This is a genomic window from Alteromonas sp. ABV4_515, from assembly GCF_056160345.1.
In genome coordinates, this window is record NZ_JBSWWZ010000002.1 from 74,571 (window position 1) to 91,568 (window position 16,998).

The following is a 16,998-nucleotide window of genomic DNA, read 5'->3' on the forward strand; positions in this document are numbered from 1 at the left end:
ACTCAGAAACCTGATAAGAGGTTTTTGATCAGGCTATCTGCCGACTGCCCGGTAGCCTGTGCTTTATAATTCAGTACCATACGGTGACGCAAAACCGGGATCGCAATTTTAGGAATATCCTGTTCCATCACTTCAAAGCGATTATCTAGCAATGCCTTCACCTTGGCTGCCAGCATCAGGCTCTGGATCCCACGTGGTGATGCGCCCAGGCTGACGAATTCGTTGACCGACGGCGAGGCGTATTGACTGTGTGGTTGCGTGCCCATCACCAGTTTTATCGCAAAGGCTTTCGCCGCTTCCGACACGCTGACATCACGCACAATGGTGCGCATTCGAATCAGTTCTTCTCGGTTTGATGCGGGCTTAAGCTCAATGCTGAGCCCGCTGGTGGTTCTGTCGATGATGGTGTGATAGTCCTGTTCGCTGGGGTAGCCTACTTCAAGCTTAAACAGAAAACGGTCGAGCTGGGCTTCAGGCAGCGGATAAGTACCTTCCTGATCAACCGGGTTCTGGGTTGCCATAACGCAAAACGGTTCGTCCAGCTTGATGGTGCGTTTACCTACGGTAACCTGCTTTTCCTGCATCACTTCAAGCAGGGCAGACTGGGTTTTCGGTGTCGCACGATTGATCTCGTCGGCCAGTACCAGGTTGGACACTATGGGTCCCGGCTGAAAGGTAAGTTCATGACCGCCGTGTTCATTTTCCAACAGTACCGATGCACCCTGGATATCTGCTGGCATCATGTCTGGCGTGAACTGAATACGCGAAAATGGCAAGTCCACCGATCGGCTTATCGCGCTTACCAGCATGGTTTTACCCAAACCAGGAACACCTTCAAGCAGCACGTGCCCACCGGCGCACAGCGCAGTAAGCACGCCTTCTACCACATCTTCCTGGCCCACAATCATTTTCCCGATTTCAGTTTTTATGGCATGAAAGGTTTCACAAAAAAACTGGATACTATGTTCTGCGTGATTGGCTATAGTGATGGTGCTGGCGCTAATTGTCATTTGCGTTCTCGTTATGCTGTGAATTCTGATGTTGTTGCTGGAAAAAATTGCTGAGCATTTGTTTCTCCCAGAATTGTGTAACTGGTTTCTGCTGGACCGGTGCTGACTGCTTAGTCTGCCCTCTGCTTGCTGAACCTGCTGTTGCCATTGGTTTTTCTTCTGAGGGCTGTTTCTCGATGACAGACTTTTCCCGTCCTGGTCCGGGCGTGCCGATATACTGATCTTCCATTGGCACGGCGAGCATTAGCTGATTTATCCCCCTCGATTTCTTCTGCGCATCGTCGCCCTGAGTATTGCTGTTCTGGCTATTACTGTTTTGCTGCGAACCTGAAGATTGTTGCTGACCGTTCTTTTTGCCGGAGTCCTGCTTTTTATTGCTTCTTTGCGCTTGCTGAGGGCCAGATGGCGCTGCTGCAGGTTGACTAGCTTCTCTTTGCTGCTCATCCTGTTGGGCTGAACTGCTATCTGTAGTGGCGCTTTTGTTATCATTAGAGTTAGCCGCACTAGCTTGCTGGTTTTCCTGCTGGGGACCAGCCTGACTATTATCGGACTGACTACCCGCATCTGTCTGCGAGTTCTCAGATGCCATTTCAGGTGGCAGCGGTGGCGGTTGTCTAAACCTCACGCGCTGTTCATCGTTCATAGGTGCCTTTCCCAGAACTGCCTTTGCTGCTGTGGCACCCCCTGAAGTGGACGTCGAACCCGTTTCTGCCGCTTCGTCTGCTTCTGCCGTTTTACCTGCCTGTTCTGGTTTTGATTCACTGAAAACCTGCTGACTTTGATCCGCATTATTGCTTTTAGGATCTGATGAGCGTTCTGCTTCGGCGGCAGCTATCGTGCTGCTAAGCGGAGTTTGTGTGATTTCCTGCAATTCCGAGCTGCCTGTCTCTGGCGGGCCCAGAGGGGCGGCGGTGAGTTCTGTTCTTAGCAAGGCAGTGATAACAACAAGCACTGAAGCTAACAGAGACAGTCCGCTAAAAATTTTTTGTATGGTGGTGAAGCAATGAGGGCGAACGGGGAAGGGTACCAGTTCGTGTTTTGCCGCGCGCTCCACCGAGCTTCTGCAATATGCCAGGGCGGCCAACTCAAAGTCTGTGGGTGCCTTAATCTGATAAAACTCATCTGCAATTTGTAAGTCATCTTTAAGTGCCAGTTGGCTGTCATAAAGCGCCAGAGACTGCTTTCTAGTAGTTATGGTTGTTAGCCTGACAATGAGTAAAGAGAGCACGTACACCCCAACTGGTAGAGCAACAATGCTTATTATCAGGAGCATAACGGCTGTTGATAATGAAACAGCGGGAACCACTAAAAGCAACAAACAAAGCAGCGGCGAAATCCATAATGCGCGACATGCGTAATCCAACGCTTTATGACGGTGACAACTCACTGCGGCGCGACGATAAAACGCAGCCCCTTTCTGAGCGAGCAGATTAAGTTGTAACTCTGTTTGAGATGCGTCTGTTGTTTGCATAGCCCTGCCTGTAAGCCGAGTTTCATCCACGGTTCTATTTCACACCAGCTAACTTGCACCAACCTTGCAAGCACCTCGGAATTTCGTCTTTTTGCCCTTTTTTCATCCAATCTAGCCGAGTAAGACTCGTGCAAGGTTGCTATGTCTAAATGAATGGATATTGAGAAACCGTTCAGGAGAAAAAGATTTGTTCAAGAGCAAGAAAATCCCTGTGTCTATCGTGCTGGGTAGCCTGCTTTCTGCGGCCGGGTGTAGCAGTACAACAGTCACGCCGCAAACCCAGTCCGCACCTGCTTACAGTAACGTGGATATTCAGTACGATAAATTCACCTTACCGAACGGATTAACTGTTCTGGTACACAGCGATCATAGCGTGCCAGATGTGTTTGTTGGCGTGTGGTACAAGGTGGGTTCGAAGAACGAAGCTGATGGCAAAACAGGTTTTGCCCATCTTTTTGAACATCTTATGTTTCAGGACACTATTCATCGTAAAGGTGAATATTTTGTACCACTGGAACAGGTGGGCGCGGTTGGCATAAACGGCACAACCAATCTCGATCGAACTAATTTCTATCAGACAGTACCTTCAAACGCCATCGATGTGGCTCTGTGGATGGAATCTGATCGCATGGCTTATCTGGGCGACAGTATCGATCAGGCGTTTCTTGATGAGCAGCGGGCAGTTGTAAAAAATGAAAAACGACAGGGCCAATTGCGCCCCGGTGCCAGTGTTTACGAACGCTTTCTTGAAAACTTCTATCCGAAAGGGCATCCCTACGACCACACCACCATAGGTTCAATGGAAGACATCGATAGTGCCACTTTACAGGATGTATCTGACTGGTTTGAGAAAGCGTACGGCGCATCCAATGCGGTATTGGTGCTATCTGGTGATATTGATTTAGAGACGGCAAAGCAAAAAGTCACCTACTATTTTGGCGATGCACCCGCCGGCGAACCCATGGATAAAATTGCCCAGTGGATCCCGGAACTGACAACAATAAAGCGTGACGTTATCTACGACAAAGTACCAACGATGAACCTAAACCGAATCTGGTCGTTACCCAATAATAACAGTCAGGACACCACTATTATGGAACTGGTGGCCCGTACTTTGGCTGGCGGGAAAAATACGCCGCTTTACGATTTATTGGTAGATGAAAAAGACATCGCGATGGGCGTGAGTGCTCATGTTCAGGCAAATGATGTCTCCAGTGTTCTCTCTCTCGATATTGTGCTGAAACCAGGTACAAATGTGGAACAGGCGAATCAACTTATCGACCAGGCGCTGAATGACTACTTCCATAGAGGGCCGTCGCAGGAAAAACTGGACGGGATCAATCTTGCCGGTGAAATCTCATTGTTGCGGTCGATGGAAAGTAATCAAGCCATCGGCACACGCCTGATTGAGGGGGAAGTGCATCACGACAATCCACTGTTCCTGAATATCAAGCGGGCCTGGATAAAGTCGGCCACACCCGAAAAGGTGAGACTGACAGCGCAAAAATGGCTGGACAAACCTTACTACGAAATTCAGCTTATGCCTTTGCCTGAGGTTAAGAGCATGAATGCTAAAGTAGAACGTTCAGCGGTGCCAGCGGCAGGTGAATTTACTGGTAAGGTGACCTTGCCCAATATTCAGACAACTACATTGGAAAACGGCCTTAAGGTAGTAGTCGCCCATCGAGAAAATCTACCGTTGGTCGATGTATCCATGCAGTTTAAAACTGGCTCGCTGGTGGATGAATACTACGCACCGGATACTGCCAGCAATGCTTTCAAACTCATGGCAACAGGCACACAGCAATACAACATGTCCGAGCTGTCTCGCAAACTTGAAGCGCTGGGGATGCAGTTTAACAGTGGTGCCGGTACCCGAGAGAGTGGTGTGAGCTGGAGTGGTCTGAGTGAAAATCTGGATGATACCTTTGCGATAGCGGCAGACATTATCCGTCATCCTGCCTATCCGGAAGCGGAAGTCAGCAAAGTGCTGCAAAATATTGATACCGCCTACAATGCGTACGAACAGAACCCTATGCAAGCCGCTTCAGGCGCTTACGCAAAAGCCATCTGGGGCAGTGCCCATCCGTTTGGAAAAATCACTACACGGGAAGAAGCCAAAACTCTGAATCGCGACATGATCCAGTCTTTCTATGACAACGAGATTGGTCCGGCAAGCGCAACATTATATCTGGTGGGGGAAATTACGTTAGAAAATGCTGAACAGCTGGCGAAGACCTACTTTGCAGACTGGCAAAAAACGCCACTTCACCCCGTCCCCGAAATTGGTGCGCCGGTAAGTCAGACGGGCAAAATTATACTTATAGACGCCCCGGGTGCAGTGCAAAGTAGTATCAGTGCCGGTCATATTGTCGGTGAGTTTGACAAGAATATCTCTGCGGTCGAGTCGTTAATGGATGCAGCGTTGGGTGCAGGATTTAATAGCCGTCTGAACATGAATCTGCGTGAAGACAAAGGCTGGACCTATGGCTTCAGTGGCGGGATACGCAACGCGCCAAACGGCCCTCGGGTTTTCACCGCCAGTGGCACAGTACAAGCTGATAAAACAGCTGCTTCAATGCTGGAAATACAGAAAGAAATCCGTGCTTACATCAGTGACAAACCTGTTATGACTGCCGAACTGGAACGTGACAGAGATTCTGCGGTGTACTCGATTCCACAGGCTTTTAACAACAACGGTGCCATACTCAAAACGCTGATTAATGCTGACCTGTATAACCTGCCATATCGCCGTGTTGAGACCTCCGCGGAACGACTGAAAGCCGTCACAGCAGAGCAAATCATGGCGCTTGCTAACAAGACTTATCACCCGGATGAACTGGTGTGGGTAATTGTTGGTGACCTTAAAAAGATAGAGCAGGATATCCGCGATACGCACCTTGGCGATGTGGAAGTGTGGGATGTGTATGGAAACCTGGTTAGATAGGAATAAGGTTCGATAGAAACAATAGCTCATAGTGTCACCCTGACCTTTGCCCGGCTTCGTCTGAACCGGGCTTTTTTTAATAATCATATTCGATACTAATGAGGTTAAGTCATAGTGTAATGTATTAGAAGTTTGGCTCGGGATGCTGATAGTCAAGTATTAGGGAAGATGCGTTATATGAAATTGCTTCGATGCGTCAGTTTGCGCAACTTTCACTGGATAAATCCATTCCTGACCGCACTGCCATTATGAACTTCCGTCACTTGCTGGAAAAGCACACGCTGACTCGCCAATTATTCAAAACGGTTAATCAATGGCTGTCCGACTGCGGTGTGATGCTGACGCAAGGAACATTGGTGGATGCCACCGGCCTGAAGGTCTTTGGCGAAGGGGAATGGAAGGTACGCAAACATGGCAAAGAGAAACGTCGTACTTGGCGCAAGATTGGCAAGGTGTCAGGCGATGTTGCTTACGATACCAGAGCCTGTTACCAGGAAGTGCAGTGCAAAGGAGCGACAGCCACCTTCCCGCCACGCAGAAATGCAGGTTTGTGGAAAGATGACCACCCGAGAAACGAAGCGGTCAAGGCATTATCAACAAGGCCCACTTTACCTGTACCCGCATTAAGCGCACCGGCCAGATAGTATTTCTCGTTCTTCCGTAGATAAGAGTATCTTTTCCGTATTGTTGGTCGAAAGATGGTGATAAACAATACCTATCAGTAGTAAAATGATTGATGTGAATATAATTGGTCGTTTTATTAAGAATCCTTTCTTATTTATGGGAAGTAACTACTCGTTATAACTTTTAAGTTAATTGATAGGATTGCTGTTGTTGAGGTAGTCTTTTAGCGAGTCGCTATTCCTCTTTGATTCTTTATTTATATTTCTGCTATTTTTTTGGAGTAAATCGTCTAGTTTAAATAGAATTTGTCTCCCATTAATTTTCCTTTGATACTCTTTTTTCAACTAGTAGCCCATATGCTGCAATTTCTCCGCAAGTGGAATGTTAAAGGTATGAAGTGCCAGATACATCAGAGGAATTGAATTGTTATCATCTGGATCCAAGCCGGAATTCACCAGCAATTCCACTACATCCGGGGTTTGGTCAGAGGCAGCTATCATAAAACCATTATTGCTGTATACTACCGCTCCACGAGAAAGAAATTCCCAAATATGCTCACTATTTAAATTTGAAGTTGTTGCAAGGGTGTACAGAAGGAGGTTAAAACTCTGTCCATGATCGTACATTTGTTCATTAATTGATATCTCGCCCTCATCAACCATTCGTAGTAACTTCGCCACTTTTTCCTCTACAGTGAGCCCATCCAAAAGTTCAAAAAAATAAGCTGCTTTCTTACGATAGTCAACGGTAGCCGAATCAGGCAGGTTTTGTGCGTCGAGGTCATTCTCAGGCCTAATTTCGTTAGAAGTAGCCTGCGAAACGATCGTGTTTTGCATTTTAGTATTTGGTGTGTTTTTGTCATTGTCTAACAGTGAATCTTCACCACTAAAATTCTCATATGATAAAGCTGTAACAATAAGAAAAACCGTGAAAATCATAAGGTTTTTATTTTTTTAAATATCATGTTTTCTCAATTAATTTAAAATTGGTATAAATTTACCAAATCTTACTGTTGAGGAAACTGCATGTCTAACCGCCAGGCATCTGCAAACTCTTGTGAAGAATTGTCGTATATGAAAAATGTTGCACCTGTTAATCCTGAGAATATAGTTTGCGAACCTGCTCTAATACAGGGAATTGTACTTTGATTATATTTATCTACCTCTACACATGTAACGAAGTCGTGAATTTTTGCCGATGCAATGAAGTTCATTCTTGATATTCCTACATAATTAACCCCTGCGTTTAACCCGAATATTCGGGGTGATTGATTTCTTAGAGGTGTTTGAGTGTTGGCACTCAAGGAAAATGATGCTATTAAAATTGTGGTGACTAATTTTTTTTCATGATTTTCTCTCTTTCTTAATTAGATTTTCAGGTGTTTAAATGGTGGCTGGTTTTCATTTATAATATCTTTAAATTCTGAAGTTAAACCGATTTTAGCCTTTATGTTTCACTCTCTTTAAACGTCAGAGTAAACCGCGCCCCGCCGTCTTCGGCATTATCTGCCGACACGTTGCCATTGTGCAGTTGCGCGATAGCTTTTACGATGGCAAGACCTAGACCGTGCCCATTGCGGTTCGGAGGGAATTTTGCGAAAGGTTCGAACAGGTTTGCCAATTTATCATCGGGGATCCCGAGACCGTGATCCCGAACACTCACTGAGTAGTCTGCTTTTACTTTGAGCTCTACGGTTTGACCGGCGGATGAAAATGACACGGCGTTATCGACCAGGTTCGCGATTGCGACTTCCATCAAACCTTCGTCTCCTGGGATGATGACAGCGGATTGTTCAATCTCGAGACTAAGCTTAACGCCTGCTGTTTCTGCAAGCAGGTGACGCTCTCTGACAACGCGCTGGCAGCACTGCACTAAATCGATATCGTGCTCATGATTCTTCGGACCGCCAATACGCATCAGCCGAAGGAGTTGATTTACCAGGTGTGACAAGCGTCTTACGTCATCAATCAGCTTTTCTTTGAGATTACCTTCATCCATCATTTCCAGTCGGGTACGCAATACCGTAAGCGGTGTGCGCATTTCGTGGGCGGCGGTAGAAAGGAAAAAGTTATGTTGTTTCTGGGTCTCATCAATCCGCGATAGCATTTCATTCACCGCCTGTACGAGGGGAAGGACTTCATTGGGTAAGCCTTTTTCAGGCAGCTTCTGGTGCAGGTTTTTGGGATTAAACGAGTAGGCGACTTTCGCCACCTTATTCATTAATCGCCAGTTAAACAGCAATATAACTGTGGTGATAATGAAAACTCCGGCCGCAGCGAGAACGAGGTTTGCACCTACATCTACCACTATTCGCTTGTAGAATGCCCACAGAGAGCTTTCCGGTGGCGCGTCTGCAACCTTCACGCCCGAGTATTCCAAATAAAATGCGTAATCATTGCAGTTGCTGTACTGAATATAGCCGTGGTCACCGTTATCGGAAATAGCGTCAAAATACAATGTGCACAGCTTGGTTTTATTTACGTCACGACTGATATTGTCTATGTCATCGAAACGGAAGGCAGAGTAGTACTGTGGAATTCTGCCATTGCTGAAGGTTTCGCCGTCAACCATAAAGAAGTAGCTGAAATCAGGGTTATTACGTTTAAAATTGTTGAGTGATTTGGACAGCTGAAATTGCTGGCTGGTGGTTTTGCCTTCATGCCGGGCATCCATAAAATCCCGGATTTCCCTGCGCACCTTTTCATTGGTGTAGTAAAACGGGTCGGGTTCGGTGAGATCAAGATCGGAAATCGGTAAGTAGGCAATGTAGTAGATGGTGGCTGATATAAACACCAGCGAGAGAATTAACATCTGCCCAATCATAGAGCGATGAATTTGCCTGAAAAAACTAAATGTGAGGATCCGTTTCATTGTATTTTTCCTTGTAAGAAGCGAAGCCTTCCTGCAGAGGTCAACGTGATTAAGACTGTAACATGTGTATTACGCTCTGGTTTCGGGCCGGGGCAGGCGCGCCAGAATATCGTTGATAATCGCATCAGCGCTTACGCCTGCTGCCTGCGCTTTAAAATTACGCGTAATCCGGTGGCGCAGTACCGGTAACACAACGCTTTCCACATCATCGCAACTTACCGCAAACCGGTTCGCAAGCAATGTTTTTACTTTGGCTGCCAGCATCAGGCTCTGAATACCACGGGGCGATGCGCCTAAAGAAACATAGTCATTCACCATGGCTGTGGCGTATTCACTGCCAGGTTGTGAAGCCATGACAAGCCGGATAGCGTAGACTTTTGCGGCAGAAGGCACCGGAATGTCACGCACTGTCTGACGCAATTCGCGCAACGTTTTAGCAGAGATCTTTGGCTGAATTTCAATTTTAGCGTTGCTGGTGGTGCGGTCAATAATGGTGTGGTAGTCCGACTCGGAAGGATAGCCCACAATCAGTTTGAACAGGAAACGGTCCAGTTGCGCTTCCGGCAGTGGATAGGTACCCTCCTGATCGACCGGGTTCTGCGTTGCCATTACGCAAAACGGGTCCGGCATTTTAATGGTTCTGTGACCAACAGAAAGCTGCTTTTCCTGCATGACTTCCAGCAGGGCTGACTGGGTTTTGGGTGTGGCCCGGTTTATTTCATCGGCCAGCACTAAATTGGAGACTATTGGCCCTTGCTGAAAAGTCAGTGTGTGCTTACCATTGCCATCGTCCACCAGTACTGAACTTCCCACAATATCCGCAGGCATCATGTCCGGGGTAAACTGAATACGATTGAATTGCAGGTTTACCACCTGACTTAAGGTACTTACCAGCATGGTTTTGCCCAGGCCGGGCACCCCTTCAATCAGTACATGACCGCCTACCATCAGCGCGGTCAGCACGCCATCAACCACGTCTTGCTGACCCACAATCATTTTGTTTAATTCGTTGCGGATGGTTTCGAAGGTTTCAGAAAACTGACGCACGCGCTGTGTAGCAGGCTCAATAGAGTGTAATGTCATAATTATCTGGCTAGTCCTTAATGAGGCTATAGCCTAATCCTCTTGTGGTTTGGATTTTTATGTCGTCGGTGTGTTCAGACAGGTTCTTTCTCAGTCTGCTTACCTGAGATTCCAACGAGTTTGAAGAGACAAACTTGTCGTAGCCATACACCTTGGATTCAAGCGATTCCCGTGATACCAAGCTACCTGGCCTTTGCATTAAGGCTTCGAGTACGAGCGCTTCGGTGCGACGTAAATTCAGCACTTCGCCACTTATATTAAAACCCCTGCTTTCCACGTCGTAACTGAGCGGACCAAAGGTTTTGACATCGCGTTTAATTTTTATCGGTTGTTTCAGTGCATTGCGAATGCGGGCAAGTAATTCTCTGGGTTCGAATGGCTTGGGAATGTAATCGTGTGCTCCGGATTCAAGGCCACGAACACGGTCATCCACATCGCCGAGGGCGGTAAGCAAAATCACTCTCTGGGGTTTATTCTGTTCTTCAAAATAGCGCAGCATTGTCATGCCTTCGCCATCGGGGAGGAGTCTGTCGAGTAATACCAGGTCGAAAGTATTCTCACATACCGCCGTTCTGGCAATGGAAAGGGTGGGGGCCAGGTCTACCACAAAGCCGTTTTTTTCCAGATACACCACCAGCGTTTCCGCGATGTTTTCGTCGTCTTCAATCAGCAGTAATCGCATGGGTTACCTCGTCCGAAAATACAAAAAGCGCCCACTGATGGGGCGCAGCTTTATTGTCAGAACTCGTATTGCAGTTCCAACGACAATGTACGACCGGCAATATTGTAGCGTGCGGAGTCATACGGTAACTGTCCCACCACCACCAGCGGCGGCTCTTTATCAAACAGGTTACGACCGGCGAAATTCACCCGTAGTTCTGGCGAGACCTGATAACTGGCGGTGAGATCAATGGTAGTCATTGAGCTTACCGTTTTCACGTAATCGGGGTTAACAATGTTGCCGGCTGACAGAAGCCCTTCGTTGTCGTTGATATAGCTTGGTGTGTAGTACGCCCATAACGTCGCGTTCAAAGCACCATAGCTGTATTGTAGAGACGCATTTATTTTATACTCATCAATACCACTCAATGTACCTAGTTGAGACACTGGTTCGCTGTCGAAGAAGGCTTTAGATTCCGATTTCAGGTTGTCCAGATAAGTAATACTTGGACTAAAGTTACCAAAATCAGTGCGGATGAAATAGCCGATATCATACATCAAAGAAGCATATTCAGATCCTGTCAGGTTGAAGGTCATGTTGCGAACTTCAGTAATTCTGCCGTTTTCATCTCGAGGATAAAATTCTTCAAACGTGTAAACCTCACTGGCAGGCATCAGTCTTATCAGATCCGCTGTGTCCGCATACTCGTTATCGATTGTGGTGTTATTGTAGGTGATATCTACGGTCAGGCCACCAAGTATGCCTTTCGGGTACCAGGACAATGTATAGGCACTTTGTTTCGAGGTTTGCGGCTTGAGGTCCGGATTTGGCGCGGTTGTGCGAAGCGCAAAATAGCCGTAGTAAGAATCGTCGTAGTCAAAGTCACAGCTTTCCGTTGTCCGACAGTTAAATATCGGGTCGTCAGAGATGTAAGCCGTATACTGCTGTGTCCCCAGCGAGCTGAACAACGTGGTGTAGGGTGGTGCCTTAAAGCCTTCGGTCCACTTGGCTCTCAGAGTAATTTCGTCAGTCGGTTGCCAGTTGAAACCGTAAGATGGCGTGGTTCTGCCGAAGGTATTTTTACCGTAAATCAGCTCTCCGCCCATATCTGGCAAAATGTTGTCGACTGTACCAATTGCCCCTTCCGTATTATATTCGTCACGACGAGCCGCAATGCTCAATGTCAGTGCTTTTGCGAAGGGCACATTGAAGTCTTTTCCAAAAACCGGGATTGATGTTTCAACAAAATAGCCTTCCCGTGTACGGTGCATCGATTCACCGGTAACGTAGGCTATCTCCTTACTGCCAACGCCATCATCGTTATATTCTGCACCTATTGCGTAATTAATTTCACCTGACGGTAGTTCAAACACAGAACCGGTTAATCGCAATTCAAAGTTTTCCAGTTTTGATGTTCGCGTCTCTGTAACATCCTGATAGAAGAAGTCGCTGATTGAACCGCCAGTACCATCCGCTGAGGATTTCCATGGGTTAAATGCAATCGTAGGATCTGAACTTGTCAACGCCGCACACTGCCGGTCAAACAGCTCCTGCCTGAAGGCGAGTTCATCACCTGTATAACGACCCTGACTTAACATAAAGTTATAGCAACTGAAACCTGTGGGACTTGCAGAGTCTGCGTTAATTGAGACTTCCGAACCGGATTTAAAGCTGCTTCCTGTGGTTTTTGAACGGGACGTGGTGTAGATGAAGTCGACCTTCGTGTCGTCAGAGATTTCGTAGGTCAGCCCTAAATTCAGGTTCCAGGTATCGTTTCTGTTTTCTGTGTAGCCCAACGGCAACTCGCCGCTCGCAATCTCATCCTCAGGATGATAATAAGCAGTGACGCCCGGCGACCAGCTATCTAGTGCATAAGCAGGGAACGGATTATAAGCCTGGCCGGGAGCAAGACTGAGTGCCAACCCGCCCCACTGCATGTCATTCTGGGAGGATTCGTTTCGGGTAAACATGCCGTTACCCGAGAAAACCAGGTGCTCGGTTAAACGTTGTTCGAAGCTGACGGTAGCACTCTTGGTTTCTGATTCTGGCCCGCCAACACGGGGCACAAAATCACGAATGGCCTCACGACCGACTAAAATCATGTCATCCAAAGTAGGCTGACCAGTGAACCCCGGCGCTACGGTGTAGGCCTGGGTTAACGTATCGTACATGCCGGTTTCAGGATTGTAAGTAGAAATAGAATTATCGATGAGAGCAGGTTGACCGCCTGCAGAGAACGAACGGCGGTCGTAATTTGGATCATCATTGAAATAAGGCGCATAGTTGTTTGTCACGTAGCCCGTTTTCGCGTTGATGATAGGGTCGCGTTTAGAATAATCCAGCGACAGCGACACGTTACCCGAGGTCCATGCCCGGCCAGTATATAAACTGATGCGTGAGTTATCTGCACCATTGTTCGAATCTACGTGCTGCACACTCACTGTTGAGCCTGAATAACCGCTCTTCAGAACAAAGTTAATTACGCCCCCCATGGCGTCGGCACCATATACGGCAGAGGCGCCATCTGTGGTGATTTCAACGCGTTCAATGGCGCTCAACGGAATACCGTTCAGGTTAACGAAGCCATCTTCGATACCGGCAGCACCTGCTACCCGACGACCGTTTATAAGGATAAGCGTGCGGCCTGCGCCCATGCCACCCAGGTTCGCGGCAGAAACACCCAGTGCACCGATGGTTGACATACTGCGCGAATCACTTCCCACGCCAAGGGGACCATTAGGATTCAGGTTTGCCATACCACCGATGGTGGCGAGGTTTTGCGGCATGGTTCGAATGAGTTCTTCCACGCTGGTAACACCCCGACGTTTGATTTCGTCGGCAGTAATGATTGAAGGTTTGTTTACCACGTTTCCACGTTGCAAACGAGAGCCGGTTACCAGAATCCGGTCTTCAATAACCGGAGAATCAGCCTGAACAGACGTGTCCTGCGTCTGAACTTCTGTATCTTGCACAGCGTCGATAGCGACCTCTGATTCCTGGATATTTGCCGCAAGGGTGGATGTGTGTATTCCCAGTACCGCAATCGCAATCAGCGACAGCGGAAATTTATTGTTATTCACTTATTATTTCTCCGAATTGAGTAAATTGCCCATTCGAGTTTGGCGGCTAGCTTATATGTCATTTTTATTACTAAGCTCGAACACCTTTTTTATAGCGAATAAACCTTGCACCAACCTTGCAGCGGTTGTTTTTTATACATGGATGCTTAACCAATATTTAAAGGTCATATTAGCAGGTTGAAATGGATGTGAAAATTACTCAGACGGGCTGTAAAGGCTCTTTAAAACTGGCGAATGCAGGCTGGTGTCGTGTAGACTTACTCATTCAGTATTCAACTTTTCTGAATAGCATAAAGGCAGATAAAGAGGCCGATATCATGATCCACCCCCGTTTCGCCCCCGTTGTTTTCGCTTTATTCATGGCATTTTTTATGTCAGGTATCATGTCGCTGGTAGTTACAACGATTAACATTGGTTTTGCTGACGACCTCATCAGTCGCTGGCTGACGTCCTGGCCGATGACATTTGCCATTGCATTTCCGATTATCATGATGGTTTCACCCGTGGTGAAGCGCATCGTGGGTAAGTTGGTGATGCAGGAAGTGGTGGTCAGGCAGCAGTAAGCCTGATTTATTTTAACGACAATGGCAGGGATCCTGTTTGTCGATAGCGACTAAAGTAACGCCCAGTAATCCTTACTGGCGGTTATCTGCATTTTACTTTTTCAATTGTGCCGTGCTTGGCATTATGCTGCCTTACTGGATGTTGTTCATGCAGTCGCTGGACTATTCGGCATGGCAAATCGGCCAGCTTACTTCGCTGCAAATGGTTACCACCATCGCCGCTCCTTATGTGTGGGGCGAAATCTGCGATCGGGCGTCCTCAAGGATTCGGGTTATTCAGATAGGCAACCTCTTTGCTGTGATAAGCTTTGCAATGGCGTTTCTCTGCTTTCACAATTACTGGGCTCTAGTGGCGTTGCTTTGTGTCAGCGCGTTTTGCTGGCAAGGGCTGAATGCCCAGTTTGAGTTGATTACGCTGAATCATCTCTCGGACAAACCGCAAGGATACGGACTGATCCGGCTCTGGGGCTCAGGCGGCTTCCTCACTGCTGTCTGGGCTGTGGGTCAAATCGTTGAGCAGTATGGCGTGGATTGCTTGCCGTATATCGTGCTTGGTCTGCTAAGCGTTCTTTGGCTGGTTACGCTGGCAAATCACGGGCAATCAGTGAAACCCGATTCATCCGTGACCGAAAATACGGGCGGGAGTATCTGGAAACAGCCGGCCCTGTGGAGCCTGCTGCTGATATTCTTCCTGGTAAACTTCAGTCACGGCAGCTACTACGGGTTTTACAGTTTATTGCTGAAAGAGCAGGGGATTGGTGCCGCCGTCACCGGTAACCTGTGGACCGTAGGCGTAGTATCGGAAATTGCTGTGTTTGCACTGATGCCCTGGTTGATGCGTCATTTTTCGCTGCGTACGCTGTTGCTTCTCAGTCTGGCGCTCACCACGCTGCGTTGGCTAGGTATGTCAACGCAAACTGGTAGTGTGGTGGAATTTACCCTTTTACAGCTTTTGCACGGTGTCAGTTTCAGTGCGGTACACACCATTGCGGTCCTGCTTTTTAAGCAGGTGGCATCAAGTCGAGACCAGGGCAAAGCGCAGGCGTTATATAGCGCTGTTTGTATCGGCGCGGGGCAAGCAAGCGGCGTGGCACTAGGCGGTTACCTTTGGGCATATTCTTCCAATGTGGCGTTTTATTTCAGCACCGTGGCGGCGATGGCATCTTTGGTTGTGGGGTTGATGGTGCTGAAGCGAGAGCAGGAGTATACTGAGAAGTAAATTAGGTCGAGTAACAAAAGTACGTGTTTATTAATAACTACTCCGGCACGGGCCCGGTACTTTTACGCACTACCAACTGATGGGGCAGAATATTCACTTCTTGCTGCGGCGGTTTGCCATCAATCAAATCCAGTAGAATAGTGGCGATGGTTTTGCCTATTTGTTCCATAGGCTGAGCAATGGTAGTGAGTGGTGGGGCACAATATTCACCCAGCGCAATACCGTCTACACTTATCACAGAGACATCGTCAGGGATACGGTATTCCAGCTCTCTTAATGCGTGGAGCGCGCCGATGGCGGCGAGATCACCAAAACAGAATAGCGCGGTTGGACGGTGGCGTTGCTGCATCAGTTTCTGAGCGCCTTCAACACCAGACTGGCTGGAAAAATCACCGTGAAAAATCAGCTTTTCCTCAACCTTAGCGCCGGCCTTTGCCATCGTATCCCGAAATCCCTGTTCCCGTAACAGACTACTGTTGATAGTGTCCGGCCCGGCAATAATGCCAATGCGGGTGTGACCGAGGGCAAGCAAATGCTCAGTGGCCTCCACTCCAATCAGGTAATTGTCCACGCCCACTTTGGGTATTCCGGCAAGCTCGGTGAATTCTGAGGCATTGACCAGCGGTGGCAGTTGCTCAGCAGCGGGTTTGGAAGGATCGATATCAAACGGGATACGGCTTGAGTTCGTGATGATACCGTCGACTTGACGGGTTTTTACCATACTGGCAAAGGTACGCTCCAGGGCAGGGTCGTCCTGGGTATCGTTAAGCACCACCGAATAGCCCCGCTTGTGTGCCACATTCTCGATACTTCTGATCACTGGGGAAAAGTAAGGGTTGGTAATATCTGGCAACATGATAGCGATATTGCGGGATTTACCCTGACGCAGACCGGCAGCCAGCTTGTTTGGCGTATAGCCCATTTCAGCAACCACTTTAAGCACCTTTTCACGGGTTTTGGCACTTACTCGATCTGGCGTATTTAACGCCCTTGAAACGGTTGCCTTGCATACGCCAGCCTTTGTGGCGATGTCGCTCATGGCCATTTCTTTATTGGTATTTGCCGTTGTTGTTTTTTTATAGTCCATTCTCTGGATGCCCCGGAAATACGTTTATTTTTATGCAAATAACTGCCATCGCTCAGGTCGATATTCCTATTAGGAGCCCGAATGCGGGTGGTTAAGTCTGGCATCGATTGCAAAGTAAAGCAATTTTGTTTGGAAATCGGTTTCCATTTTGGCGTTTTAATTGTCTATGTATTGAACTTTGCAACTGTTTTATATGCCGTTTTTTGTTTCTTTTTCAAAGTTTATACCTATGGGGAGAAGGTGGAGATACACCACTCACAAATTAATCATTTGAGATTTAATGTTAAAAAATAATCTTATTGGACTCTGGCTGCGTATCAATATTTTAACAATGCGTTTTAGCTTAATTTCAATGAATTCATGCTCTTATATTTGAGTGTTG

General features: G+C 47.5%; 11 protein-coding genes and 1 pseudogene. 4 read left to right on the forward strand and 8 right to left on the reverse strand.

The features are described 5' to 3' along the window. Window positions 1-2: 2 nt before the first annotated feature. Both ACXAGX_RS04750 and ACXAGX_RS04755 read right to left on the reverse strand, forming a co-directional pair. Complete coding sequence (locus ACXAGX_RS04750) at window positions 3-1,010, reverse strand: AAA family ATPase (protein WP_474836901.1); 1,008 nt, start codon at window positions 1,008-1,010, stop codon at window positions 3-5. Beyond that, window positions 1,000-2,481, reverse strand: coding sequence for a prolipoprotein diacylglyceryl transferase (locus tag ACXAGX_RS04755; RefSeq protein ID WP_474836903.1), 1,482 nt, complete (start codon window positions 2,479-2,481; stop codon window positions 1,000-1,002). Before ACXAGX_RS04755 ends, ACXAGX_RS04750 begins: the two co-directional genes overlap by 11 nt. A 187-nt stretch (window positions 2,482-2,668) precedes the next feature. Here ACXAGX_RS04755 and ACXAGX_RS04760 point away from each other — a divergent pair, with 187 nt between their 5' ends. Continuing rightward, window positions 2,669-5,428: a M16 family metallopeptidase gene (locus tag ACXAGX_RS04760; RefSeq protein WP_474836905.1), complete on the forward strand. Its 2,760-nt coding sequence runs from the start codon at window positions 2,669-2,671 to the stop codon at window positions 5,426-5,428. Between the two features lie 353 nt (window positions 5,429-5,781). Further along, window positions 5,782-6,012, forward strand: a pseudogene (locus ACXAGX_RS04765) (IS5/IS1182 family transposase); the annotation flags it as partial. A gap of 384 nt (window positions 6,013-6,396) precedes the next feature. On the opposite strand, the gene ACXAGX_RS04770 reads toward ACXAGX_RS04765, so the two are convergent. The 5 genes from ACXAGX_RS04770 to ACXAGX_RS04790 all read right to left on the reverse strand — a co-directional run bounded on the left by ACXAGX_RS04770 (window position 6,397) and on the right by ACXAGX_RS04790 (window position 13,747). Further along, on the reverse strand, window positions 6,397-6,990 hold the full coding sequence (locus ACXAGX_RS04770; protein WP_474836907.1) for a hypothetical protein: 594 nt from the start codon (window positions 6,988-6,990) through the stop codon (window positions 6,397-6,399). 508 nt (window positions 6,991-7,498) lie between these two features. Beyond that, window positions 7,499-8,923, reverse strand: coding sequence for a sensor histidine kinase (locus ACXAGX_RS04775; protein WP_474836909.1), 1,425 nt, complete (start codon window positions 8,921-8,923; stop codon window positions 7,499-7,501). Between the two features lie 69 nt (window positions 8,924-8,992). After that, the gene (locus ACXAGX_RS04780; RefSeq protein ID WP_474836911.1) at window positions 8,993-10,006 is read right to left on the reverse strand and encodes an AAA family ATPase; all 1,014 of its coding nucleotides are present in this window, start codon (window positions 10,004-10,006) and stop codon (window positions 8,993-8,995) included. A gap of 10 nt (window positions 10,007-10,016) precedes the next feature. Continuing rightward, entirely contained in the window at window positions 10,017-10,688 is a 672-nt protein-coding gene (locus ACXAGX_RS04785; RefSeq protein ID WP_474836913.1) for a response regulator transcription factor, read from the reverse strand. 56 nt (window positions 10,689-10,744) lie between these two features. After that, complete coding sequence (locus tag ACXAGX_RS04790) at window positions 10,745-13,747, reverse strand: TonB-dependent receptor domain-containing protein (protein ID WP_474836915.1); 3,003 nt, start codon at window positions 13,745-13,747, stop codon at window positions 10,745-10,747. Between the two features lie 182 nt (window positions 13,748-13,929). Here ACXAGX_RS04790 and ACXAGX_RS04795 point away from each other — a divergent pair, with 182 nt between their 5' ends. Both ACXAGX_RS04795 and ACXAGX_RS04800 read left to right on the forward strand, forming a co-directional pair. Continuing rightward, complete coding sequence (locus ACXAGX_RS04795) at window positions 13,930-14,310, forward strand: DUF2798 domain-containing protein (RefSeq protein WP_474836917.1); 381 nt, start codon at window positions 13,930-13,932, stop codon at window positions 14,308-14,310. A gap of 37 nt (window positions 14,311-14,347) precedes the next feature. Continuing rightward, window positions 14,348-15,529 (forward strand): MFS transporter, encoded by a 1,182-nt coding sequence (locus ACXAGX_RS04800; RefSeq protein WP_474836919.1) that lies wholly within the window; start codon window positions 14,348-14,350, stop codon window positions 15,527-15,529. A gap of 37 nt (window positions 15,530-15,566) precedes the next feature. Here ACXAGX_RS04800 and ACXAGX_RS04805 read toward each other — a convergent pair whose 3' ends face one another. Beyond that, window positions 15,567-16,616 carry a LacI family DNA-binding transcriptional regulator gene (locus ACXAGX_RS04805; protein WP_474836921.1) on the reverse strand — a complete coding sequence of 350 codons (1,050 nt, stop codon included), beginning with the start codon at window positions 16,614-16,616 and terminating at the stop codon, window positions 15,567-15,569. Window positions 16,617-16,998 lie beyond the last annotated feature (382 nt).